This window comes from Streptococcus plurextorum DSM 22810 (assembly GCF_000423745.1).
GTDB lineage: Bacteria > Bacillota > Bacilli > Lactobacillales > Streptococcaceae > Streptococcus > Streptococcus plurextorum.
On sequence record NZ_AUIO01000001.1, the window covers coordinates 13,519 to 38,401 of the forward strand.

Consider the following 24,883-nt stretch of genomic DNA (forward strand, 5'->3'; position numbering starts at 1 on the left):
ATTAACCCTAGTTTTAATAGCATAATCTCGATTTGTCCCTTAGTTTTAGGTATGGAAGGTGATTACAAACGCCCCATTAAAATTGATATGAGGTGTATTTATCCATTAAGCTTCTATCGAATGCGCACAGGTTCTATTATTGATTTACAGAATTAAAAAAAGCTAAAAATCATTTTTGATTTTTAGCTTTTTTGTCAATAATCTTGATAGTAGGAAGTGCATTGACCATCTAGTTACCAAACCATTTGGTTGTACTGCATTTCAAAAGCTTTTAGAACTGTTGCATCAGCTTCATCAAATAATACTTCCCCTTCAAAAGTACCTTTGACAATGGTACGCTGTGTGGCCTCTGCATCCGTACAAGTGACTAAGGTGATTTCATTAACGCCTTCTTGATCATTGAGAACATAAACGGCTGTCGGATCCACCACCTCAACACTCGTAATGCTATAGGTATAGATTTTTTCCTTATCCGTCAGGTAAATCTTCATTCCGTTTTTAGCATTTTCCAATGGAGAGAAAAGCATTTGCGAAGATCCAGTGATTCCAAAGACATGGTGACTCGCTAGAGTATAGTTTCCTTTGCCCATGACTTGACTTTCTTTCATGGTACCTGCACCATAAGAAAGTTCGGTATTTCCGAGTCCTTTAAAAATCGGTAGATTGATTTTTAAATCCGGAATTGCAATACCACCAATAACAGGCAAGTCTTGCGCATTCATCTGAGCAGCTAAGATAGACTCTGTAGAAATGGATTGAACGGATTCAAAATCAAAGGTCGTCTCTGCTGTCTTGTTTTTATCAATGGCTTCTTTTGACACTTGAGCAACTTGATATTTATTTGTATTCCAAGCAATCAAGGTGTTTCTAATCGTCTTATTAAATATTAAGGCAATACCAATGACAACTAAAAGGAAAATAAGCGCTGATCGGAAAAATCCTTTTATTTTATTCTTCTTCATGGTTTACCTCTTCAGTTTCTTCAGCCTTTACTAAGGCAAATGTCATGATTTTAGCTTCGTCAGCTAGTTTCATAACCTTAACCCCTTGTGTAGAGCGGCCGGTTTGTGAAATATTGGCAACGCTAGTCCTAATGATCACGCCTGTATCAGTAATAATCATAATATCTTCATCACCTGAGATGGTCAACAATCCAGCTAGCGGCCCATTTTTATCCGTAATATTGGCTGTTTTGATCCCTTTACCCCCACGACCTTTGGTTGGGTACTCAGTGGCGCTTGTACGCTTACCATAACCTTTTTCAGTAATGACTAGTACCTCTTGATCTTGAGAAATAGCTGACGCTCCCACGACCAAATCTTCATCACGAAGAGTGATTCCTTTTACCCCTGTTGCCACGCGACTCATGCTACGAATGCTATCTTCACGGAAGCGCACAGAATAACCTGTCTTCGTACCGATGATAATATCGTCTGATCCATTGGTCAAAAGAACATTGATTAGCTGATCATCTTCACGTAAATTAAGTGCCTTCAGACCATTTTGACGGATATTGGCAAATTCTGTCACATTGGTGCGTTTAACCACACCTTGACGCGTTGTGAAGAAGAAATGTTTATCCTCTGCATCTTCCAGACGCAAGTTGATAACCGTTTGAATATGCTCACCCTCTTCTAGTTTTAAGAGGTTGATAATTGGTAAGCCCTTAGCTGTACGCCCATATTCAGGAATTTCATAAGCTTTGAGACGGTAAACACGGCCTAGATTTGTAAAGAAGAGAAGGTTATCGTGGGTTGAAGTTGACACCAAATCTTTAACAAAATCATCATCGTTAACTCCAGTCCCTTGAACTCCTCTTCCGCCACGCTTCTGCGAACGGAACTCATCTTGGGCTAGACGTTTGATATAACCTTTGTTAGAAAGGGTAATTAAAACATCTTCTTCTTCAATCAAATCCTCATCTTCTAACGTCAATACTTCACCCACAATGAGCTCCGTGCGACGATTATCAGCGTATTTACGTTTAATCTCATCTAATTCTTCTTTGATGATAAGGACAACACGTTCAGGTTTTGCTAAAATATCAGCCAAATCAGCAATTAATGCGATTAAATCATTGTACTCTGACTGAATTTTATCTCTTTCCAAACCGGTCAAACGTCTGAGGCGCATATCGAGAATGGCTTGACTTTGACGATCGGACAAATCAAAGCGACTCATCAATTCCGCTTGTGCTTCGGCATCTGTCTGGCTACCACGAATAATGGCAATAACCTCATCTAAGTGATCAAGGGCAATCAGTAACCCTTCTAAAATATGCGCACGTGCTTCTGCTTTTTCTTTATCAAAGCGTGTCCGGCGAACGATGACCTCTTTTTGGTGCTCGATGTAGTTGGTGATAATCTGCTTTAAGGAGAGAATCTTAGGGATTCCCTTTTCAATCGCCAACATATTGAAGCTAAAGTTTGTCTGTAATTGAGTTAGCTTAAAGAGGTTGTTAAGAATCACATTAGCAGATGCATCTCGACGAACCTCAATGACAAAGCGAACGCCCTCACGACTAGACTCATCACGGACAGCTGTAATGCCTTCAATACGCTTTTCTTGGGCTAAACGAACAATGTGTTCATGCACCTTAGTCTTATTGACACCATAAGGAAACTCAGTGACGACAATACGTTCACGCCCATTGCTTGTGGTCTCAATTTCTGTACGAGAACGTAGGACAATAGAGCCTTTTCCAGTCTCATAAGCACGGTGAATACCAGATTTCCCCATAACCAAAGCTCCCGTAGGGAAATCAGGTCCAGGAATAACTTCCATCAAGTCTCGAGTTGTCACCTCTGGATTATCCATAACAAGTTTGACAGCATCGATAGACTCTCCCAAGTTATGAGGTGGAATATTGGTTGCCATCCCTACCGCAATACCTGTCGCACCGTTGACCAAGAGGTTAGGAAAGCGTGCTGGTAAAACCAAAGGCTCTCGTTCAGAACCATCATAGTTGTCTCTGAAGTCTACGGTATTTTTGTTGATATCGCGCAGCATTTCCAAAGCAATTTTACTCATACGAGCTTCGGTATAACGCTGAGCCGCTGCACCGTCTCCGTCCATGGAACCAAAGTTTCCGTGACCATCAACTAGCATGTGACGATAAGACCACCACTGAGCCATACGCACCATGGCCTCGTAAATGGAGCTATCTCCGTGCGGATGGTATTTACCCATGACATCACCCGTGATACGAGCGGATTTCTTATGAGGTTTATCTGGTGTTACTCCCAGTTCATTCATTCCATAAAGAATACGACGATGCACAGGCTTAAGGCCGTCACGAACGTCAGGAAGTGCGCGTGAAACGATAACCGACATGGCATAATCGATGAAGGATGTCTTCATTTCCGTGGCAAGGTTAACGTCAACTAAATGTTTATCTTGCATTCTAACAAATGCCTCTTTTCTTTTCAAAAGTCTATTCTATTATATCATAAAAAAGCTTAAAACGCTTAGTTGGTAGCGTTTTCTGTAAGCAATTTTCAATTTTGATGATTCTTCCGTGACAAACCCCTCATAACATGGTAAAATAGTCAAGGAATGGAATCGCTGTGTTCCACAAATTTATAAGGAGATGTTTCACATGACTACAACTAAACAACACAAAAAAGTTATCCTTGTCGGTGATGGTGCCGTAGGATCATCTTATGCTTTTGCCTTGGTAACTCAGAATATCGGCCAAGAATTAGGTATTATCGATATTTTCAAAGAAAAAACACAAGGTGATGCAGAAGATCTTTCACACGCTTTGGCATTTACGTCACCTAAAAAGATTTATGCTGCAGAATACTCAGACTGCCACGATGCTGACCTAGTTGTCCTAACAGCTGGTGCACCTCAAAAACCAGGTGAAACACGTCTTGACCTTGTGGAGAAAAACCTCCGCATCAACAAAGAGGTTGTTACTCAAATCGTTGCTTCAGGATTTAACGGTATCTTCCTTGTTGCAGCAAACCCAGTTGACGTCTTGACTTACTCAACTTGGAAATTCTCAGGTTTCCCTAAAGAGCGCGTTATCGGTTCAGGTACTTCTCTTGATTCTGCTCGTTTCCGTCAAGCTTTGGCTGAGAAAATCGGTATTGATGCACGTTCCGTTCACGCTTACATCATGGGTGAGCATGGTGATTCAGAGTTTGCCGTTTGGTCACACGCTAACGTTGCGGGTGTAAAACTTTATGATTGGCTTCAAGCTAACCGCGACATCGATGAGCAAGGTCTTGTTGATCTCTTCATCTCTGTTCGTGATGCCGCTTATTCTATCATTAACAAAAAAGGTGCAACTTACTATGGTATCGCCGTAGCTCTTGCTCGTATCACCAAAGCGATCTTTGATGATGAAAATGCAGTACTTCCACTTTCTGTTTTCCAAGCTGGTCAATACCAAGATGTTGATGATGTCTTTATCGGTCAACCAGCTATCATCGGAGCACACGGTATCGTTCGCCCGGTTAATATCCCACTCAGCGATTCAGAATTACAAAAAATGCAAGCTTCTGCTAACGAATTAAAAGCAATCATTCAAGAAGCATTCGCTAAAGAAGAATTTGCTTCAGCTTGCAAAAACTAATACTATAAAAGAGATTTCAAATGAAATCTCTTTTTTGATTTGACTAGCAAGAGGATATTAAAACGCCAAATCAATATCGATTTGGCGTTTTGTCTTCTGTTATTTTGCTCCAAGAGCAGCCATTGTAATGTAGTTGTATGGCTTATTAAAGTGTGGCAAGAAGAAGATATCTGTCAAAGCAAGTTTCTCAATGGTCACACCTTCTTGAATCGCAAGTGAGAACATGTGGATACCCATTGAGATATCTTCACGAGCCACCATTTGTGCACCAAGGATACGACGTGAATCTTTATCGTAAACGATTTTAATGGTTACTGGGAAGTTACCGTGCTCGATAAACTCTGGTTTTTGGTTATCAGTGTACTCTGTCACTGCAGCATTGAATCCAAGACGGTTGGCTTTTTCAAGTGTCAAACCAGTTGACACCATGTGAAGTCCATAGATTGAAATACCGTTAGACCCTTGAACACCGATACCTTCAAGGTCAGTACCACAGATGTTATGAGCGGCTACGATACCAGTACGTACTGCGTTTGAAGCAAGCGCGATATAACTTGTGTCGCGAGTTGCATTATCATAGATTGTCGCACAGTCACCGATAGCGTAAACATCTGGATTTGATGTTTGCTGGCGCTTGTTAACAAGGAAGGCACCATTGCGGAAGAGTTCGATTTGACCATTAGCAAGAGCTGTATTTGGACGGAAACCTACTGCAAGGATGACCATATCAACATCGTACTCGTTCTTATCAGTGATGATTTTCTCAACTTTGCCGTTACCAGCAACTTCTTTAACGGTTTCACCAAATGCAAGCTTAATACCGTTGTCTTCAAGATTTTTTGACATAAGGTCGGTCAAATCTCTATCGTAGTAACCTGCCAAGCAAGTATCAACAACATCGATAAGAACAACTTCTTTACCTTTACGTTGGAAAGCTTCAGCAAGCTCAACACCGATATAACCTGCTCCTACTACTGCAACACGGTTGATGTCTTTGTTTTTCAATTTTTCAATAACATCAGCTGAGTTTTGGTAAAGTTTTACAAATTGAAGGTTTTCAAGAGTTGCTTCAAATTCCAATGACCCTTCTTTGATTTCAGCACCTTTGATTGGTGGTAAAATTGGTTGAGAACCTGTTGCAAAAAGCAGTTTGTCATAGCTTTCAACATGCTCTTGACCGTTAACTAGTGCTGTTACCGTTTTAGCATCGTAATCAACAGACAAGACTGGAGCTTCCATATACACTTTAGCTCCCATGCTTTCCAACTGCTCTTTATCAGAGTAGAACAAGCCTTCTGGACCTGAGATTTGCTCACCAATCCAAAGCGCCATACCACAGCCTAAGAATGAAATGTTTGAGTTTTGGTCGAAGACAACAACTTCATTGGCATCACCATATGTGCTCAACATAGTTTTGATAGCTGCAGTACCTGCGTGGTTTGCACCAATAACAACGATTTTTGACATAAAAAATCCTCTTTCAAAATAAATAATAGTTTACTCTGCTATTATAGCACAGCAGAGACCTATCTTCCACTATTTTGCTTATTTTTTGAAAACCTTTCCATTCCCGTTGTGACAGTTTTCTTGAAATTTTTCATTTAAGGATTCTGCAAGCTGTTTTATAACAATTTTCATGAAAATTACCAGAAAACCGCTGGAGCATTCTAACGGTTTTTGACAATTATTTAGACTTGATGTAGTTAACACCGTCTGCTTTTGGAGCAACAGCCTTACCAAAGAAAGCGGCAAGAGTCACTACTGTAATCACATAAGGTGCCATGAGGAAAAATTCTTCCGGAACGTGTTGCAAGGCTGGAATGTTCTTTGCAATAATTGGAAGGATTTGCGAAAATCCAAAGAACAAACTAGCAAGCATTGCGCCTAGAGGATTCCATTTCCCAAATATAACTGCCGCAAGGGCAATGAAACCAGATCCTACAATAGTGGTTGCTGAGAAGTTGATATTTACAGACTGTGCATTGACTGCACCACCGATACCACCAAGAAAACCTGCAATCATAACACCAGCATAACGCATGCGATAAACATTGATACCTAGCGTGTCAGCGGCTTGAGGATGCTCACCAACTGAGCGTAAACGTAAGCCAAAACGTGTTTTATATAGGATAAACCATGCAACAAATGCTGTAAGAATGGCCACATATCCCATCAAACTGGTATTTTTGAAGAAGATGTCTCCAATAACGGGAATATCTTCTAACAGAGGGAAGGAGAAGAATCCAAAAGTTTTTGGAATACCATCTGTCTGACCTTTTCCATAAATCACTTTGACTAAGAAAACGGTTAAAGCAGGAGCCATCAAATTAAGAACAGTACCTGAAACAATGTGGTCAGCTCTAAAAATAATGGTTGCTGTCGCATGAATCAGTGAAAACAGAATCCCCACTACTCCACCGACCAGAGCTGCTAACAAAGGGGTCGCTGCTCCAAATTGATTAGCAAATTCGATATTAAAGAGAACGCCTGCAAAGGCTCCGATAACCATGGTTCCCTCTAGTCCTACGTTAACAATACCTGCTCTTTCAGAGAAAACTCCACCAAGACTGGTAAAAATAAGCGGCGCCGAGTAAACCAACATCTGCGAAATAATATAATTAAAATCCATATTATTGGTCTCCTTTCGCAAAACGTTTTGATTTCAAGACTTGTTCGAAGACGAACTTAACTCCAATAAAGAAAATAATCGAAGCAGTCACAACGTTAATCAATTCTGGTGGAACCTGTGCACGTTGCATTCCTGGCGTACCGACAGACATTGTACCGAACAAGAAGGCCGCAAATGGAATACCTAATGGTGAATTAGATGCTAGAAGAGCTACTGACATTCCATTGAAACCAATATCCATACTCGATGCTTGAACGTAGACATTTTGGAATGTTCCAATTCCTTGTACTGCTCCACCTAGACCAGCAAGGGCACCAGAAATCACCATTGACATCACAATTGTGCGTTTAGTGCTCATTCCAGCGTAATCAGCAGCATTTGGATTAAGACCTGCTGCACGAATTTCAAAACCAAGGGTTGTTTTAGCAAACAAGAACCAGATAACCACTACAGCAATAATGGCAAAAAAGATACCTAAGTTCATCCGAGAGTTTTCAGTCAAAACTCTCAGCCACTCTGTTCGATAGGATGCGTTTTCTGAAACGTATATGGTAGAATCTGCATTTTTCATCAAATCTGCTGCAAATACATTTCGGATAAGATAGTTTGAAAAATAGAGCAGGATATAGTTCATCATGATTGTCACGATAACTTCACTGGTCCCTAAATAAGCTCGTAAAATCCCCGGAATCGCGCCAGCAATTCCCCCAGCAATCATAGCAATCAGAATCGTTGCAATCAAAAGAATGGGGCGTGGAAGATCTGGGTTTTCAAGAGCGAACCACCCTGCAAAGACCCATCCAACAAAGGCTTGTCCTGAAAGACCGATATTGAAAAATCCAGCCTTACTTGCCACAGCAAAACCAAGTGCTGTAAAAATCAATGGGGCAACAGCACGAAAAATCTCACCGACATTTTTTACTGAACCGAAGGCTGTTCCAAAGAGTGCTTGGTAGCCAGCCAGTGGATCATATCCAAAAATGAGCATGATAACAGCCCCCAGAAGCAAGCCAGAAAAGACTGCCATCAAGGGAATCAAAATACTTTCATATTTTTTTAACATGTCAACTTCCTTTCTTACTTAAGATGGCCGCCAGCCATAAGTTTACCAAGTTCTTGCTTGGTGGTTTCGGCCGGTAATACAATGCCATGGATGCTTCCGTCATGAATAACGGCAATACGATCGGAAACATCGAGAATTTCATCTAATTCAAAGCTGACAACAAGGACTGCCTTACCTTTATCACGCTCTGCAATTAAGCGTTTTCGAATATATTCAATCGCACCAACATCGAGTCCTCGCGTCGGTTGGCTGACAATCAATAAATCAGGATTACGATCGATTTCACGGGCGATAACCGCTTTTTGCTGGTTTCCTCCTGAAAGAGACTTGCCAGGGATTAGTTCTCCTGCTCCACGAACGTCGAATTCTTCCATCAGCTGACGCGCTTTTTCATTTATCTTAGAGTAATTTAGGATGCCTTTTTTAGAAATAGGTTCTTTGTAGTAAGTTTGCAATGCAAAGTTTTCTGCAACAGTCATGTTTAGAATCATGCCATCACGATGACGATCTTCAGGAACATGACCAACACTTAATTCGGTAATTTTCCGTGGTGTCGAATGCGTAACATCTTGTCCTTTAATCGTAATTTTTCCAGATTTAACTTTACGAAGTCCGGTAATCGCCTGGATAAGCTCACTCTGACCATTACCGTCGATACCAGCAATACCGACAATCTCACCTGCACGAACTTCAAGAGAGAGATTTTTAACTGCTGGGATGCCACGATTTTCATTAACCACTAAGTTTTCAATCGACAGCACAACTTCTTTAGGATTAGCCGCAATTTTTTCTGTTTTAAATGAAACAGAACGTCCAACCATCCACTCTGCCAAATCATCATTGGTAGCTCCTGCAACTTCTACAGTTTCAATAGATTTACCACGACGAATAACGGTGACACGGTCCGCGACGGCACGAATTTCATCTAGTTTATGAGTAATGAGAATAATGGACTTACCTTCTGACACAAGAACCTTCATAATTTTGAGAAGCTCTGCAATTTCATCAGGGGTCAAAACGGCTGTTGGTTCGTCAAAAATTAACAGATCCGCACCTCGGTAGAGTGTTTTTAAAATTTCCACACGTTGCTGAGCACCTACCGTAATGTCTGCAACTTTAGCAGTAGGATCAACTTCGAGTCCATATTTCTTTGATAGGGCAGTAATTTCAGCAGTGGCAGCCTTCAAGTCGATTGTACCAGCGAGACCTGTCGTTTCACTGCCTAAAATAATATTTTCGACTACTGAAAAGGCATCTACCAACATAAAGTGTTGATGCACCATTCCGATACCCAATTTCGCCGCTTTTGAGGGAGAATCAATCGTTACAGTCGAACCATTGATTAAAATTTCGCCACTTGTTGGCTCTAATAACCCCGCAAGCATATTCATAAGCGTGGATTTTCCTGCACCATTTTCTCCAAGAAGAGCATGAATTTCGCCTGGTTTGACATTCAAGTTGATTTGGTCGTTTGCTACAAATTCGCCAAATCGTTTAGTTATGTCCCGCATTTCGATGACATAATCATGAGCCATAATCTTTTCCTTTCAAAAGGTCTATTTTTTATCAATAAAACCTACCTACTAAATTAGGATAGGCTTTATTGAGATAAAATATCTCAACTCCCAAAAAGGGCGACCGATGTCAGTCGCCGCTTCGGGATTCATTATTTCATTAAGGTTTTTCTGGAACTTCAACTGTACCATCTAAGATAGCAGCTTTAGCATCTGCTACTGCTTTAGAAGCGTCTTCAGAAAGGTTAGTTTCAGCTAATTCTACACCTTTATCTTTAAGAGTGTAACGAACGATTTCTCCACCAGGGAATTTACCTTCTGCTGCTTTTGTAGCAATATCTTTAACAGCAGCACCAACTTGTTTAAGTGTTGAAGCTAATACGAAGTTAGATTCTTTACCATCTTTAGAAGTATAAGCACCTTCTGCTGATTGGTCACGGTCTACACCGATTACCCATACTTTATCAGCTTCATCGCGTGTTTCGTTGACTGCTTTAGCTGCTGCAAAAACACCGTTACCAGTACCGCCAGAAGCATGGAAAATAACATCCGCACCTGCTGAATATTGTGCTGCTGCAATTGTTTGACCTTTAGCGGCATCACCAAATGAACCAGCATATTGAACGTCAATCTTAATCGTTTCATCAACTGATTTAACACCTGCTACGAAACCAGCTTCAAAGCGATCAATAACTTCACCTTTCATACCGCCAACAAAACCAACTGTTTTTGTCTTAGTTGATTTAGCTGCTGCAACACCTGCAAGGTATGATGCTTCATGGTCAGCAAAGCCAACACTTACAACGTTATCTTGATCTGGAACAACACTGTCTACGATAACATAGTGTGTGTCAGTATTATTTGGAGCAACTTCAGCAATTGAAGATTCAAGGGCAAAACCAATACCAAAGACAAGGTTATAACCACCAGCTACAGCAGAGTCAAGGTTTGTAACGTAGTCTTGCTCAGAAGAAGATTGGAAGTAATCATAACCATTACCTTTTGATAGCCCAGCAGCATCTCCCCACTCTTTAAGACCTTCCCAAGCAGATTGGTTAAATGAACGGTCATCAACACCACCGATATCGGTAACGATAGCCGCTTTGATACTTGATTCAGCTGTTGATGTATCTGAATTTGAAGAGTCTGCTTTTTTGCTTCCACAAGCAGCAAGTGACAAGGCAGCAACAGTAGCTAGACTGAGTCCAACAAATTTTTTGTTCATGTGAATGAACCCTCCTAAATATTTTTTTGCAACAAGGTTGCAAGATTAAGATAACCCGAAGGTTGACTACAGATTAGGTCAAATCTGTAAAAGAGTATGGTAATAACTCCCCGACCGTCGTCTCGACCGTCTGACCATTTTTAGCAATTAAAGTAACCTTAGCACTAGGTTGAAAAAACTCCACCATCACTTGACGACAAGCACCACAAGGAGATATCGGCTCTGCTGTTTGACCATATATGGCAATCTCAGCCAATTTTTGATGGCCGTCAGAAACAGCCTTGAAAATGGCTGTTCGCTCACCACAGTTTGTTAATCCAAAACTAGCATTTTCAATATTACACCCGGTATAGACTGTGCCATCCTCGGTTAAGAGTGCTGCCCCAATTGGAAAATGTGAGTAGGGTACATAAGCACGTTGACTGGCTTCAATAGCAAGCTCAACTAAAGGATTAGTAACCTCCATTGACGCTCTCTCCTTCAATGATTGCTACGCCCGAAGAAGTTCCTAGTCGTGTTGCTCCTGCTTCAATAAATGCCTGAGCATCTGCTAGGGAACGTGCTCCCCCAGCAGCCTTAACACCGATGTGAGGACCTACGGTTTGACGCATTAATTTTACATCTGCAACAGTTGCTCCTCCTGTTGAAAAGCCTGTTGAGGTTTTAACAAAATCAGCTCCAGCTTTGACAGATAATTCACTAGCCATTACTTTTTCTTCGTCTGTCAAGAGACAAGCCTCAATAATGACTTTAACGATTTTATCTCCTGAAGCTTCGACAACTGCTCGAATATCATCTTCAACCAGTTGATACTCACCAGATTTTAAAGCCCCAATATTGATAACCATATCAATTTCATCTGCACCGTTTTGAATAGCCTCTTTAGTTTCAAAAGCTTTAACAGCAGGTGTCGTAGCCCCAAGTGGGAAACCAACAACGGTACACACCTTGACATCTGTATCTGCTAGAGTTTCAGCACAGTACTTGACCCATGTTGGATTGACACAGACACTTGCAAATTGGTATTGTTTAGCTTCTTCAAGCAATTTGCTGATTTGTTCTCTGGTGCTTTCGGGCTTCAAAAGTGTATGATCGATGTATTTATTGATAAGCATAATTTCCCCCATTAACTGTTTAACGGATTATTTTTAAAATTTCTTTTGGTGTGACTTGCTCTTCGTCTATTATAACATTTTTTTTGAATTCTGAAAGCATTTTTTCAGATAAAATTTCGTTTGTGTAAATTTTTGCAATAATTTCATCCGTTTTCACGAAATCTCCCACCTTTTTATCGAACACTATTCCGCTTTCATAGTCCAAATTATCGGTTTTTACGGAACGGCCCGCTCCAAGTTTCATTGCAAATAAGCCAAATTCTAGAGCCGGAAGCTCTCTAATATAGCCATCATTTTCAGCTTTTACGTCAATGACATGGGCTGCGCTAGATGGCCTGTACAAGTCTTCTAAATCGCCTCCCTGAGCTTTGACCATAGCCTCAAATTTCTGTAGGGCCTCACCGTTGACTAAGTGGTGATGAATAGCTTCTAAGGACTTTTCAAGACCTGCTAGGCTGAGCATAATTTGAGCTAGCTCACAAATGAAGTGAGTGACGTCTTCGCGTCCTTCTCCTCTCATAATCTCAATAGCTTCAAGAACTTCTAGACGATTACCGATAGCCCGTCCTACCGGCTGGCTCATATCGGTAATAACAGCTACTGTTTGTCGTCCAACCTCCTTACCAAGAGCAACCATGGTTTCAGAGAGCTGCTCGGCTTCTTCTAATGTTTTCATAAAGGCACCATCACCAACAGTCACATCTAGCAAAATACTATCTGCACCAGCGGCGATTTTTTTGGACATCACTGAACTTGCAATAAGAGGGATGATATCTACAGTAGCTGTCACATCCCGTAGGGCATAAAGTAATTTATCTGCCTTAACCATATTATCAGATTGTCCAATAACGGATAGGCCAATCTCTTGAACTTGCTGGATAAATTCTTCCTGACTGCGTTCAATTTGATAACCCTTTATGGATTCTAGTTTATCAAGCGTTCCACCAGTGTGACCGAGACCACGACCACTCATCTTAGCAACTGGTACGCCAAATGAGGCAACTAGTGGTGCTAATATCAAAGTGACCTTATCCCCAACACCGCCTGTTGAATGCTTATCGGTTTTAATACCTGAAATTGCAGACAAATCAATCTGCTCACCAGAGTCCACCATAGACATGGTTAAGTCTCTAGTCTCTCTCATGGTCATTCCTTTAAAGTAAATAGCCATTGCTAAAGCTGACATTTGATAGTCAGGAACTCTTCCTTCTGCATAACCGGAAATTAACCATTTAATTTCTTCTGTTGACAATTCTTTGCCGTCACGTTTTTTTTGAATTAAATCAACTGTCCGCATGTTTGACACTCCTTAAAATATAATAACCTTTTTCTTTTTTGACGATGTCACAATTTCCAAAAACTTCTTCCATCTTATTTTTGGCAGACGGGGCTCCTTGTTTTTTCTGGATAACGATTGTCAAGTCACCTCCTTGATGTAAGTGTTCAAAAGCCCCCTCAAGTATCTCATGAACAACAGCCTTTCCAGCTCTAATAGGAGGATTGGAGATGATATGATCGAAGCGATCTTTGACATTTTCATAACTGTTTGATTGAAAAATCATTGGGCTCACACCATTTTTGTCAGCATTTTTTTTTGCTAGATCAAGGGCACGATTATTGATATCAATCATGGTCGCTGATACTCCCTGAACCTTTTCTAGTGCAATCCCTAGTGGACCATAGCCACACCCAACGTCCAATAAGCTATCGCCTTTATTAAAGGTCAAACAATTCAGCAATACTTGACTGCCAAAATCAATCATTCGCTTAGAAAAGACCCCTGAATCCGTCAGAAATCGAAAGTTCTGCCCTAATAAGGTGACATGAAGCTCCTGCAAATCATGAGCACTGTCAGGATTTTCTGTATAATACATATTTGACATAAAACACACTCATCTTTATAAAGTGCTTTCATTCTAACATATTTTGTAAGGGTTCTCAATAAATTTATGATATAATTTGTACCATGACTAAAGAATTGATTAACTTTGAAAACATTTCGCGTGAACGCTGGCAAGAACTTCATCAGTCAACAAAGCCTCTTTTAACTGAAAGTGAACTTGAAAATATCAAGTCTCTCAATGATAAAATTAACATCCAAGATGTTATTGATATCTATTTACCCCTTGTTCGATTGATTCAAATTTACAAACACAACCAGGAGAGTTTGTCCTTTTCAAAAGGGATTTTTCTTCAAAAGACGGTAGCCAAAAGACCCTTTATCATCGGGGTTTCTGGCTCTGTTGCAGTTGGAAAATCGACAACGAGCAGACTATTACAACTTCTTCTTTCCCGGACGTTTAAGCATAGTTCAGTTGAAATGGTGACAACAGATGGTTTCCTGTACCCCAATGCTACTTTAATTGAACGGGCCCTACTCGATAAAAAAGGATTTCCAGAAAGTTATAACATGGAACTTCTTTTAGACTTTTTGGATGCTATGAAAAATGGTGCTGATGCTTCTATTCCTGTTTATTCACACGAAATATACGATATTATTCCCAATAAACAGCAAAAAATCAGTGCACCAGATTTCTTAATCGTTGAGGGAATAAACGTTTTCCAAAATCCACAAAATGAACGTCTTTACATGAGTGATTATTTTGATTTCTCTATCTATATTGATGCAGACAGTCAACATATTGAGAAATGGTACTTAGAGCGGTTTAAAGCACTTTTAGCCTTAGCAGAAAAAGACCCTAGCAACTACTATCATAAATTCACAACCTTATCTGCTGATGAAGCGCTAGCCTTCTCCAAAAATATTTGGCAAACCATCAATCTGGTCAATTTAAAAAAATACATTGAACCAACTAGAAACCGCGCTGAGTTGATTCTACACAAATCCGAAAATCATAAAATTAATGAAATTTACTTGAAAAAGTGATTTCCACTTGTCAAAATACAAGAATTTCTATATAATGATAGAGTTAGTAAATATGGAGGTAAGAACTTTGGCAAACATTAAATCAGCTATCAAACGTGCTGAGAAAAGCGCTCAACAAAACGCTAAAAACTCAGCTCAAAAATCAGCTATGCGTACTGCTATCAAAGCTTTTGAAGCAAACCCATCTGAAGAGCTTTTCCGCGCTGCTTCTTCAAGCATCGACAAAGCCGAAACTAAAGGTTTGATTCACAAAAACAAAGCAAGTCGCGATAAAGCACGTCTTGCTGCTAAACTTGGATAATATAAAAAGCGACCTTTTGGTCGTTTTTTCATTGCTGTTTTGACTAATATTATAGAGAATTAGTAGCTACCTTATTCATATCAACTGCGAACTATTGCCATGTCAGTCCCTTTAGAAACTTGTTTGCTTTATGAAGATGAAGGTTCGCAACCTAATTTTTTGACTCAAAACATTGACTGAACTATTGAAAATACGATTAAAATCTGAATTAAGGATTTCCTTGGATCGTAAAAAGGCATGGCGCGACTAGCCATGCCTTTATTGATAGTGTTTTTCAAAGACTAGGAGAGCAACTTCGCCGTGACCTTTCCAGTTTTGATGTTCTCTTCCAATGACATAAAAGTTGTTTTTTTCTAGGACAGTTTTAGAGGCAATATTTTCCTCCATAACATATGCTTTGATGGTCTTGATTTGACAATCGTTATGAAGATAGTCAGTCAGTAGAGCCAGACCCTTTGTTGCCAAACCTTGTCCCCAAAAGGTGTGATGGATGCGATAGCCAATAGTCACTTGAGACAATCTTTTTTTATAATCAAAGCATTCAAGGATACCAACAATTTCTCTATCTTTTTCCAGTCCAAGAAAAAGCCGTTTTTTCTTTTGAAAATCACGATTAAAATGATCTATTCGCTTTAGTATGGTCTCTTTATGACGACTTGAAACATCTGGACTATGTCGAAAATGCTCAGGATTGGAATAGATGGCATAAATGGCATCTAGGTCATTTTCTGAAATCTGTCGTAAGGTGATTGGATTGCTAGTTAAATAGGGAAATTTATCAAATAAACCTGCCATCAGCTCTCCTTCTACAAACGGATTTCAAAAATACTTCCCTTAGGTTGGTTGTCTTTAACAGTGATTTTGCCACCCAGTGTATCAATGATTTGCTTAGCAAGTGATAGACCTAAACCAAAACCACCTTTTTGCCTTGTCCTAGCTTTATCTACACGGTAAAAACGATCAAAAATCTTTCTCTTATCGTCATCACTGATGCCATAACCATTGTCGCTAACCTTGATAAACAGATGTTTTTCTGTATTTCGAACTTCGATAGCAATTTGTCCATCTAATCCTGTATATTTTATGGCATTATCAAAGAGGATTGTCATTGCTTGTTTCAGTAGGACTTTGTCTGATTTAATTGGTCGCGTCAGCTTATTCTGATAGGTAAAGCTTTTCTCTGCTTCTTCTGCAATCAAAGCATAATTATCGAAAATGTCCGAAAAATACTGGCTGTTTATCTCTGAAATGTCAACCTTCAAGCCATCATCTCGTCGAGCTAGATTAAGCAGGTTAGTTGTTAAAATTCGCATATTTCGGACTTCTTCAAGACTAGAAGCGATATTTTCACTGTTATCAAGCACCGTTGACCCTGGCTTTCTAAAAAGCGACTCTAGACGATTTTGCAAAACAGCAAGAGGTGTTCTCAGCTCATGGCTGGCATTTTCAACAAAAGCCTTCTGCTTTTCATAACTTTCTAAAATAGGTTTTCGTGACCAATAAGCCAGATACATGCTCGCACCTATTGAAAGAATCCAAAAGACAACCATTACGGTAATGATAATATTACATGAGCGCTCAGCAGATTCTTTAATCTGCTTAACACTGACCAAAAAGGTAGCATATTTTACATCAGGATAGGAATCATTAGATACCTCTACAGTAATGGCGTGGTAGTCTTCCGTTTGGCCATAAATCGTCTCTGTATCTCCACTAATCACTTGGTTTAGTTGATTTTTCTTGAGCTTTACACTTGAAAATTTAGAATAGGCATCTGCTGTTCCAAAAAGATTTCCAGATTTATCATAAAGCAAAACATCAACATTGACCATCTTATCATGTGGCTTTTCCATGCTCGGCTCAGATCCTACGATGAAAACATCATCTGTTTTCTCTAAAAAATAGCTGCGCTGCATAGCCATGTCAACATAAGTATTAACCGATGAGGCGGCATCTTTGAGGCTGTTATCAGTTGATGAAAAAAGACCTGTTTTGATAATCTGTAGGATAATAAGCGTCATAACAAGGAAAATTCCGGTAAAAACCGTGAAAAAGCGCAAAAAACTTTTTGGATTTTCCTTATCCTTTCGCCAAGTTTGAAATGCCTTAACCATTTTTCAAAATGTACCCCACACTCCGTAAGGTTTGGAGATTTTCTCCAAATGCTGACCCTTTTAATTTCTTGCGGATTTTAGAGACGTAAACTTCGACGACAGATATGGTAGTGTCACTATCAAATCCCCAAATACGATCAAAAATTTGAGTTTTAGGCAAAATAACATTTTGATTTTGCAAGAAATACACCAGTAAATCAAATTCTTTACCTAAGAGTTCGACTTCTTGATCATTGACTTTAGTGGTATTTGTGGTTAAATCAATCGTCACATCACCATAGGTCAGAAGGTTATCAACTAATTTACCAGAACGTTTTAGAAGCGCCTGGATACGCATTTTAAGCTCTTCTAAATAGAATGGCTTGGTCAAATAATCATCTGCTCCTAATTCAAATCCATGCCCCTTATCATCTAAACTTTCTTTAGCTGTCATGATAAGAACAGGTGTCATGACTCCTTTTGCACGCAATTCTTTAAGCACCTGAAAACCATCCTTTTCAGGCAACATTAAGTCTAAAAGAATCAAGTCGTAGACACCAGATTCCGCCTCATAAATGCCCTCTTCGCCATCGAAGACTTGCATGACATCAGCGAAGCCATCATCTAAAAAATCAAAAACAGAATTTGAAAGGCTTAAATCATCCTCTACTAACAAAATCTTAATCATAGCAACCTCCACTGTATTTGTATCTATTATATCATGCCTGAACCTGCCAGTCATAAATTATCTTAAGTTTACTGGACATTTCTTAAAATCAGCTAAAAGAGATTGAGGAAACCTCAATCTCTTATCTTAATGTTTCAATAAAGCTCTTGATACTGCTGCTTTGTTATCTGCTAATAGTGTCACACGAGCAGCAATGTCTTTCATTCCCATAGCGATATTTCTGCTAAGAGCCATATCAGATAATTGCGGTTCAAAGAAAGCTTTGTACTCTGACAGGCGTTCCTCGGTCTTAAAGATGGCAGCTGGAATGACCACAAAAGCATCAAAGCTCATGTCTCCACCCAAGGCACTCTTGATCCAATCCCACTCCTCACGTGCCCAAGTCCAAACGCTTTCCTGGGCAAATTTTTTCTGCAAGAAAGCTCCGTACCAAGCTGATAAATCTTGTGGTTTGACGATATCTTTATCTTTGAACGAACGGATAATCGTCTCTAGCATTTCTAAGGACTTAGTCTCAGCAAGCGCTCCGACTAGCTGTCTTTTGAAAGCACCGTCAGTCGTTGTTACATAAGTCTCCAATAAGGCTGCTGTCAGTTCTTTGGTTTCAGCTTGTTTGACTTGATTGGCTAAAACATAAGGGCGAATAGCTGCTGGAATATCTTCGATTTTATCGCGATAATCTTGGAAGATGGCTTCAGCCTTATTAATGGCATCTGAATTTTCGGCATAAAGCATACTTTCGATAGCATATTGACGGATAAACTCATCTTCGTCAGATTCGCCTTCCTGCTTGTCAAATCCAAGTCGAGCATAGTTTTTGGCAAAGATTTTAGCAAAAAGTCGTTTCAAAGCTAATTCCTCAGGACTGTCCTCATCAACAAACCGTTTAAGACCATAGAGCACGTACATAATAGCATCAAGCACCGTGTAATCCGTCTCATTTGTCAAATCAGAAACTAAATCAACTAATTCGCTATAAGAGATGAGACCTGATTCTGCCAAAAGGCGACGTTCTTGGATAACTTGAAGTTTGGAAATTTTATCAAGCGTATCCCAATTAGTCATGAGTTGCTCTAAGAGTTGGCCCTGATAGTGACTGATATAGTGAGCCGTATTACCAGTGTTGAAGCGTAGAGCGCCTTCATTTTGCTCTTGAAGCGCTGAATAGTTAGGAATAACCAGTTGAGCCTCAGTCAAGGTATCTGGAAGACCAGACCAATTGCTATTGAGCGGTACTTGCCAGAGGCGTCCTTTAGCTTCTTTTTCGCCAATAAAGAACTGCTCTTGACGGATTGTCAAGGTATCATTTTCAAGACTCGCTGTTACAACAGGATAGCCTGGTTGTTCTAACCAAGAATCCATGAAAGCAGCCACATCGCGTCCTGAAGCTTCTGAAAGAGCATTCCAAAGATCACGTCCGATAGTATTTCCGTATTGGTGGCGCTCAAAGTAAGTTTTTAGCCCTGCTTTAAAGGCATCATCCCCTAACCAACGACGAAGCATGTGCATCAAACGACTACCTTTGGCATATACAATTGCCGCATCAAAAAGGGTGTTAATTTCATCTGGATGGTTCACTTCAACGTGAACAGACTGAACCCCATCTGTCGCATCGCGTTTGAGGGCTGCTTGCACGCCTGAGGTTTGGAAATCTTCAAAAATATTCCAGCTAGGCTCGATAGCATTAATGGCAACATACTCCATCATGTTTGCAAAGGATTCATTGAGCCACAAATCGTCCCACCACTTCATGGTAACAAGATTACCAAACCATTGATGGGCTACTTCATGTGCGATAACCAAAGCAACCTGTTGACGGCTTGCTACGGTTGAATTATCATCAACGAGCAAGTAGACTTCACGGTAGGTAATTAAGCCCCAGTTCTCCATTGCGCCTGCTGAAAAATCAGGCAGTGCAACATGAAGACATTGAGGAATCGGATAAGGCACGCCAAAATAATCCTCATAAAATTCAATGACACGTTTGGCGATATCCAGCGAGAAATCTAATTCGCTTAATTTATGTGCTATGGTTGCATAAGAACCAACCAAGGTTCCGTTTTTAGTAGTGGTCGTTTTCCCATGCAATTCTCCAATAGCAAAAGCCAAAAGGTAAGAAGACATGCGAGGGCTTGTGGCAAATGTCCAAACACCGGTTTCCTGACGACGTTCGACATTAATCTCAGGCATATTTGACAGGGCGATATCCTCTTCACTCTGATCAAATTTTAGAGAAAAATCAAAGGTTGCCTTGGCTTCAGGCTCATCAATACATGGGAAGGCTTGGCGGGCAAAATGGCTCTCAAACTGCGTTGAGATAATCTCTTTTTTGACGCCATCAAGCGTATAGTAAGAGGGATAGATGCCAGACATATTATCTGTGATACGTCCGGAAAACTCTACAACAAGAGTCAATGAGCCCGTTTCAGGTAAATCAATATGGACAACCTCATTAGCATGATCCATCTGAAAATCTAGTTTCTCATTGTCTAGAAGAACTGACTGTATGGATAATTCTTTTTGGTGCAAAGAAATCTGATGATCTAAGGCTTCTCCCAAAATAGCGACGTTACCGCTAAAGGTTTTCGTTGAGCGATCAATATCCAAAAACAGATTATAATTCTCAGGGATAAATTTAGTGATTAGACGTTCTACTGACATGTTTTTCTCCAATTCTAACAAAAATGAGTAGATGTTATCTACTCATTATATCACAATTCTTATAGTTCTACAATTTTACCTGTATTGAGATAAACTACCCATTCACAGATGTTTTTAGCATAATCGCCAATGCGCTCCAAGTACATAATCACTTGGAAGTATTCTTTACCTGCAAAAACAGTATTTGGATTCTCACGAATCCCTTCCACTGCTAAGGCTTGGATTTTTTTAAACATTTCATCAATAACTTCATCTGAAGCAGCTATTTCATAGGCTTTTTCATCATCACTTGACATGTAAACTTCTAGAGCATCTTCAACCATGCGTTTGACCACTTTACCCATCTTACGAATTTCTTCTTCAACTTCCGGTAAGCGCTCTTCGCCTTTCATTCGAATCGTTGCTTTTGAAATCGCTGAGGCATGGTCACCCATGCGTTCTACATCGCTTGATGCTTTAAGAACAGTGATAACAGTACGAAGGTCATGAGCAACAGGTTGTTGGAGCGCAATGATTTCAAGTGATTTTTTTTCTAATTTGGTTTCAAATTCATTGACAATCGCATCGCTTTCGATGACTTCTTTTGCCATTTCACGGTCATGACTGACAAAGGCACGAACAGAATTATTGATTTGAGCTAATACCTCTGTCCCCATAGCATAAAATTGATTGTGAAGTTTTGATAATTCTTCTTCAAATTGAGCACGTAACATATCCTAATATCCTTTCTGTGTCAATCAAATTCTTTTAACCGAATTTTCCTGAAATGTAGTCTTCTGTTTCCTTATGGGTTGGACTGAGGAACATCTGTTTAGTGGTGTTAAACTCAATCAAGTTACCATCTAGGAAAAAGCCTGTGCGATCTGAAATCCGCGAAGCTTGTTGCATAGAGCGTGTGACAAGCAATAAGGTATAATGCTTTTTCAATTCATACATGGTATCTTCGATTTTACCAGCTGAGATTGGATCAAGAGCTGAAGTCGGCTCGTCCATAAGGAGAATTTTCGGGCTATTAGCCAGTACACGTGCAATGCAGACACGCTGTTGTTGTCCCCCAGAAAGCCCTAGAGCCGAATCGTGTAATCGATCTTTAACCTCATCCCAGATGGAAGCACCAATCAAGGATTTTTCAACGGCTTCATCCAAAAGTGCCTTGTCTTTAATTCCTTTAAGGCGTAGACCGTAGACAACATTTTCATAGATAGACATTGGAAAAGGATTGGGTTGTTGGAAAACCATACCAATTTCTTTTCGCAATTCCACAGCATCGGTACGAGGACTGTAGATATTATGTCCATTATAAGAAACTGACCCCGTCAACGTCCACTCTGGATTTAAGTCGCCCATACGATTGATGGCACGAAGTAAGGTTGATTTTCCCGACCCAGATGGTCCAATCAGAGCTGTGATTTCATTGGCTTGAAAAGCAATTGAAACATTACTCAAGGCTTTCTTTTTATTATAATAAACCGAAAGATCGTTAACTTGTAAAATAGATTCTGTCATTCCTTCCTCCTATCCAAAGTGACCTGTTACATAGTCATTGGTTGACTTAAGTGTGGCATTTTGGAAGATATGCGATGTCTTATCATACTCGATCAAATCTCCGAGGTAGAAGAATGCCGTATAATCACTGGCACGAGCAGCTTGCTGCATATTGTGCGTCACGATAATGATTGAATAGTTCTCTTTCAAATCAAACATGGTCTCTTCTAATTGCATGGTCGCAATTGGATCCAAGTTTGAGGCAGGTTCATCCATCAGTAGAATATCTGGTTTTACTGCAATGGCACGAGCGATACACAATTTTTGCTGTTGACCTCCTGAAAGGGTAAAGGCTGACTTATGTAAGCTATCTTTGACTTGATCCCACAGCGCAACCTGTTTAAGAGAGGTTTCGACAATCTCATCTAACACTTTTTTATCGCGTACCCCTGCACGTTCATGTGCAAAGGTGATGTTGTTGTAAATGGATTTTGCAAACGGATTAGGACGCTGGAAAACCATACCAATATGTTTACGCATTTCGTAAACATTGATTTCTGGGGCATTAACGTCAATCCCTTGGTAATTAATAGTTCCTGTTACTTTTGCAATATCAATGGTATCATTCATCCGATTTAAACTACGTAAGAAAGTTGACTTGCCACATCCAGAAGGTCCAATCAAGGCCGTAATTTTATTTTTCTCAAACTGCATATCAATGCCTTTTATAGCTTCTTTTTGCCCATAATAGACATGAAGGTCTTTTGTCGATAGAATAACCTTCTCTTCTGGGAAAGTCATGATATGACGTTCATTCCAATTGTATTCAGACATGTTTTCTCCTTTTAAACAGCAGAGGTCAATTTAGCGTGTAAATATTTTCCGAGGCGTCTGGCAGCAAAGTTGAAAATCAAAATGAAAATCAATAGGACCGCTGCTGAACCTGCAGATACCAGAGTAGCATCAGGAATAGTTCCTTCACTATTTACCTTCCAAATATGAACAGCTAAGGTTTCGGCTTGACGAAACGGTGAAATTGGACTAGAAACACTTAATGGATTCCAATTGCTCCAGTCCATAGCTGGAGCAGATTGCCCTGCTGTATAGATAAGCGCTGCCGCTTCACCAAAAATACGACCAGAAGCCAGAACAATCCCCGTCACAATACCTGGAAGAGCTTCTGGAATAACCACATGAAGCACTGTTTCCCAACGCGAGATCCCTAATGCAAGACCTGCTTCACGCTGTGTGTGGTGTACCGTTTTCAAACTATCTTCAACGGTACGTGTCATCTGCGGAAGGTTAAAGACGGTTAAGGCTAAAGCTCCTGAAATAATCGAGAACCCATACTCAAATTGGACAACAAAAATCAAATAACCAAAGAGCCCCACCACAACTGATGGCAGTGACGACAGGATTTCAATACAGGTACGGATGAAGTTCGTCAAAGGCCCTTTTTTGGCATATTCTGCTAAATAAACACCAGCACCTAAGGATAGTGGTACGGAAATAATCAAGGTCATCACCAAAAGGAAGAAGGAATTATATAACTGAATCCCTATCCCACCACCTGCCTTGTAAGACGATGATTTTCCAGTTAAGAAATCCCAACTGATATGCGGAACTCCTCTAAGCAAGATATAAAGAATGAGCGACGCTAAAATAGTGACAATAATACCTGCAATCGTATATAGAACACCTGTCGCCAATCGATCTGTTTTTTTAGCGTGCATAGTTTCTCTTTCTCTCTCTCGTAATAAATTTAACTAACATGTTAAAGGCCAAACTCATGAACAATAGCACCAATGCTAGTGACCAAAGAACATTATTTTGTACGGTCCCCATAACCGTATTACCAATACCCATGGTCAAGACAGACGTTAGAGTTGCGGCTGGTGTGGTTAAGGAAGTCGGGATAACAGCAGAGTTTCCGACCACCATTTGGATAGCTAGGGCTTCTCCGAAGGCACGAGCCATACCAAAGATAACCGCTGTAAAAATACCTGGACGAGCAGCATTCAAGGTCACACGCCAAATGGTTTGCCAGCGTGTTGCTCCCATAGCAAGACTCGCTTCACGATAATGGCGAGGAACCGCTCGTAGCGTGTCTGTCGTCATAAAAGTCACCGTCGGTAAAATCATAACAAAGAGAACAAAGACTCCTGATAAGATCCCAAAACCTGTGCCTCCAAAAATAGAACGGACAAAAGGAACCACCACCTGCAGACCGATAAAACCGTACACAACTGATGGAATACCTACCAAAAGTTCTACAGCAGGTTGCAAAATCTTAGCACCGTATTTAGGAGAAATTTCAGTCATAAAGACAGCTGCTCCGATAGCAAATGGTGTCGCAACCAAAGCCGATAAGATAGTGACAATAAATGATCCTGTAATCATTGGTAGTGCCCCAAATTGCCCTTGGCTAGGGTTCCAGTTGCCATCAAATAGGAAGGTGAAGAGATTGATGCCATCCGAAAAGAATGTTGATAACCCTTTTTGTGCTACGAAAATTAAAATCATAGCAACGATAAACACAATTAGGGCTAAACACATAAATGTGATGATTTTCCCAAATTTTTCAAGTCGTGAATTTTTAGAAGGGGATAATAATTTCTTTGCTAGTTCTTCATTTCTCAT

23 protein-coding genes are annotated in these 24,883 nt (G+C 40.2%); 3 read left to right on the plus strand and 20 right to left on the minus strand.

Annotated features, from left to right (window positions below; genetic code table 11):
• Window positions 1–233 precede the first annotated feature (233 nt).
• A complete protein-coding gene (locus tag G575_RS0100080; RefSeq protein ID WP_027970895.1) occupies window positions 234–962 on the minus strand; it encodes a class A sortase in 729 nt (242 codons plus the stop codon).
• Window positions 949–3,402 carry a DNA gyrase subunit A gene (gene gyrA, locus G575_RS0100085; RefSeq protein ID WP_027970896.1) on the minus strand — a complete coding sequence of 818 codons (2,454 nt, stop codon included), beginning with the start codon at window positions 3,400–3,402 and terminating at the stop codon, window positions 949–951. The genes G575_RS0100080 and gyrA overlap by 14 nt, the downstream gene beginning before the upstream one ends.
• A 196-nt stretch (window positions 3,403–3,598) precedes the next feature.
• On the opposite strand from gyrA, the gene G575_RS0100090 reads away from it, so the two are divergent.
• Complete coding sequence (locus G575_RS0100090) at window positions 3,599–4,582, plus strand: L-lactate dehydrogenase (protein ID WP_027970897.1); 984 nt, start codon at window positions 3,599–3,601, stop codon at window positions 4,580–4,582.
• 99 nt (window positions 4,583–4,681) lie between these two features.
• On the opposite strand, the gene nox is transcribed toward G575_RS0100090, so the two are convergent.
• From nox to G575_RS0100135, 9 genes are all read right to left on the minus strand, one after another.
• Complete coding sequence (nox, locus tag G575_RS0100095; protein ID WP_027970898.1) at window positions 4,682–6,049, minus strand: H2O-forming NADH oxidase; 1,368 nt, start codon at window positions 6,047–6,049, stop codon at window positions 4,682–4,684.
• A 217-nt stretch (window positions 6,050–6,266) separates the two neighbouring features.
• Complete coding sequence (locus G575_RS0100100) at window positions 6,267–7,211, minus strand: ABC transporter permease (protein ID WP_027970899.1); 945 nt, start codon at window positions 7,209–7,211, stop codon at window positions 6,267–6,269.
• A gap of 1 nt (window position 7,212) precedes the next feature.
• On the minus strand, window positions 7,213–8,274 hold the full coding sequence (locus G575_RS0100105) for an ABC transporter permease (protein ID WP_027970900.1): 1,062 nt from the start codon (window positions 8,272–8,274) through the stop codon (window positions 7,213–7,215).
• Between the two features lie 14 nt (window positions 8,275–8,288).
• The gene (locus tag G575_RS0100110) at window positions 8,289–9,809 is read right to left on the minus strand and encodes an ABC transporter ATP-binding protein (RefSeq protein WP_027970901.1); all 1,521 of its coding nucleotides are present in this window, start codon (window positions 9,807–9,809) and stop codon (window positions 8,289–8,291) included.
• Between the two features lie 139 nt (window positions 9,810–9,948).
• Window positions 9,949–11,013 carry a BMP family lipoprotein gene (locus tag G575_RS0100115; RefSeq protein ID WP_027970902.1) on the minus strand — a complete coding sequence of 355 codons (1,065 nt, stop codon included), beginning with the start codon at window positions 11,011–11,013 and terminating at the stop codon, window positions 9,949–9,951.
• A 73-nt stretch (window positions 11,014–11,086) separates the two neighbouring features.
• Window positions 11,087–11,479 (minus strand): cytidine deaminase, encoded by a 393-nt coding sequence (locus G575_RS0100120; RefSeq protein ID WP_027970903.1) that lies wholly within the window; start codon window positions 11,477–11,479, stop codon window positions 11,087–11,089.
• Window positions 11,466–12,128, minus strand: coding sequence for a deoxyribose-phosphate aldolase (gene deoC / locus G575_RS0100125; RefSeq protein WP_027970904.1), 663 nt, complete (start codon window positions 12,126–12,128; stop codon window positions 11,466–11,468). Before deoC ends, G575_RS0100120 begins: the two co-directional genes overlap by 14 nt.
• 19 nt (window positions 12,129–12,147) lie before the next feature.
• Window positions 12,148–13,425 (minus strand): pyrimidine-nucleoside phosphorylase, encoded by a 1,278-nt coding sequence (locus tag G575_RS0100130; RefSeq protein ID WP_027970905.1) that lies wholly within the window; start codon window positions 13,423–13,425, stop codon window positions 12,148–12,150.
• Window positions 13,412–14,011, minus strand: a complete 600-nt coding sequence (locus tag G575_RS0100135) for a class I SAM-dependent methyltransferase (protein WP_027970906.1) — start codon at window positions 14,009–14,011, stop codon at window positions 13,412–13,414. The genes G575_RS0100130 and G575_RS0100135 overlap by 14 nt, the downstream gene beginning before the upstream one ends.
• An 83-nt stretch (window positions 14,012–14,094) precedes the next feature.
• Here G575_RS0100135 and coaA point away from each other — a divergent pair, with 83 nt between their 5' ends.
• Window positions 14,095–15,015 carry a type I pantothenate kinase gene (coaA, locus tag G575_RS0100140; RefSeq protein ID WP_027970907.1) on the plus strand — a complete coding sequence of 307 codons (921 nt, stop codon included), beginning with the start codon at window positions 14,095–14,097 and terminating at the stop codon, window positions 15,013–15,015.
• A 52-nt stretch (window positions 15,016–15,067) separates the two neighbouring features.
• Entirely contained in the window at window positions 15,068–15,316 is a 249-nt protein-coding gene (gene rpsT, locus G575_RS0100145) for a 30S ribosomal protein S20 (protein ID WP_027970908.1), read from the plus strand.
• 258 nt (window positions 15,317–15,574) lie between these two features.
• On the opposite strand, the gene G575_RS0100150 is transcribed toward rpsT, so the two are convergent.
• The 9 genes from G575_RS0100150 to pstC all read right to left on the minus strand — a co-directional run bounded on the left by G575_RS0100150 (window position 15,575) and on the right by pstC (window position 24,883).
• Window positions 15,575–16,111 carry a GNAT family N-acetyltransferase gene (locus G575_RS0100150; RefSeq protein ID WP_027970909.1) on the minus strand — a complete coding sequence of 179 codons (537 nt, stop codon included), beginning with the start codon at window positions 16,109–16,111 and terminating at the stop codon, window positions 15,575–15,577.
• A gap of 11 nt (window positions 16,112–16,122) precedes the next feature.
• Window positions 16,123–17,337, minus strand: coding sequence for a sensor histidine kinase (locus G575_RS0100155; RefSeq protein WP_281168236.1), 1,215 nt, complete (start codon window positions 17,335–17,337; stop codon window positions 16,123–16,125).
• Window positions 17,338–17,422: 85 nt separating this feature from the next.
• Window positions 17,423–18,097, minus strand: coding sequence for a response regulator transcription factor (locus tag G575_RS0100160; protein ID WP_027970911.1), 675 nt, complete (start codon window positions 18,095–18,097; stop codon window positions 17,423–17,425).
• 126 nt (window positions 18,098–18,223) lie between these two features.
• Window positions 18,224–20,758 (minus strand): M1 family metallopeptidase, encoded by a 2,535-nt coding sequence (locus tag G575_RS0100165; protein WP_037622381.1) that lies wholly within the window; start codon window positions 20,756–20,758, stop codon window positions 18,224–18,226.
• A 59-nt stretch (window positions 20,759–20,817) separates the two neighbouring features.
• Window positions 20,818–21,471 carry a phosphate signaling complex protein PhoU gene (gene phoU / locus G575_RS0100170; RefSeq protein ID WP_027970913.1) on the minus strand — a complete coding sequence of 218 codons (654 nt, stop codon included), beginning with the start codon at window positions 21,469–21,471 and terminating at the stop codon, window positions 20,818–20,820.
• A 34-nt stretch (window positions 21,472–21,505) separates the two neighbouring features.
• On the minus strand, window positions 21,506–22,264 hold the full coding sequence (gene pstB / locus G575_RS0100175) for a phosphate ABC transporter ATP-binding protein PstB (protein ID WP_027970914.1): 759 nt from the start codon (window positions 22,262–22,264) through the stop codon (window positions 21,506–21,508).
• Between the two features lie 9 nt (window positions 22,265–22,273).
• Window positions 22,274–23,077: a phosphate ABC transporter ATP-binding protein PstB gene (gene pstB, locus G575_RS0100180; RefSeq protein WP_027970915.1), complete on the minus strand. Its 804-nt coding sequence runs from the start codon at window positions 23,075–23,077 to the stop codon at window positions 22,274–22,276.
• Window positions 23,078–23,088: 11 nt separating this feature from the next.
• Entirely contained in the window at window positions 23,089–23,976 is an 888-nt protein-coding gene (gene pstA, locus G575_RS0100185; protein WP_027970916.1) for a phosphate ABC transporter permease PstA, read from the minus strand.
• Window positions 23,966–24,883, minus strand: a complete 918-nt coding sequence (pstC, locus tag G575_RS0100190; protein ID WP_027970917.1) for a phosphate ABC transporter permease subunit PstC — start codon at window positions 24,881–24,883, stop codon at window positions 23,966–23,968. The genes pstA and pstC overlap by 11 nt, the downstream gene beginning before the upstream one ends.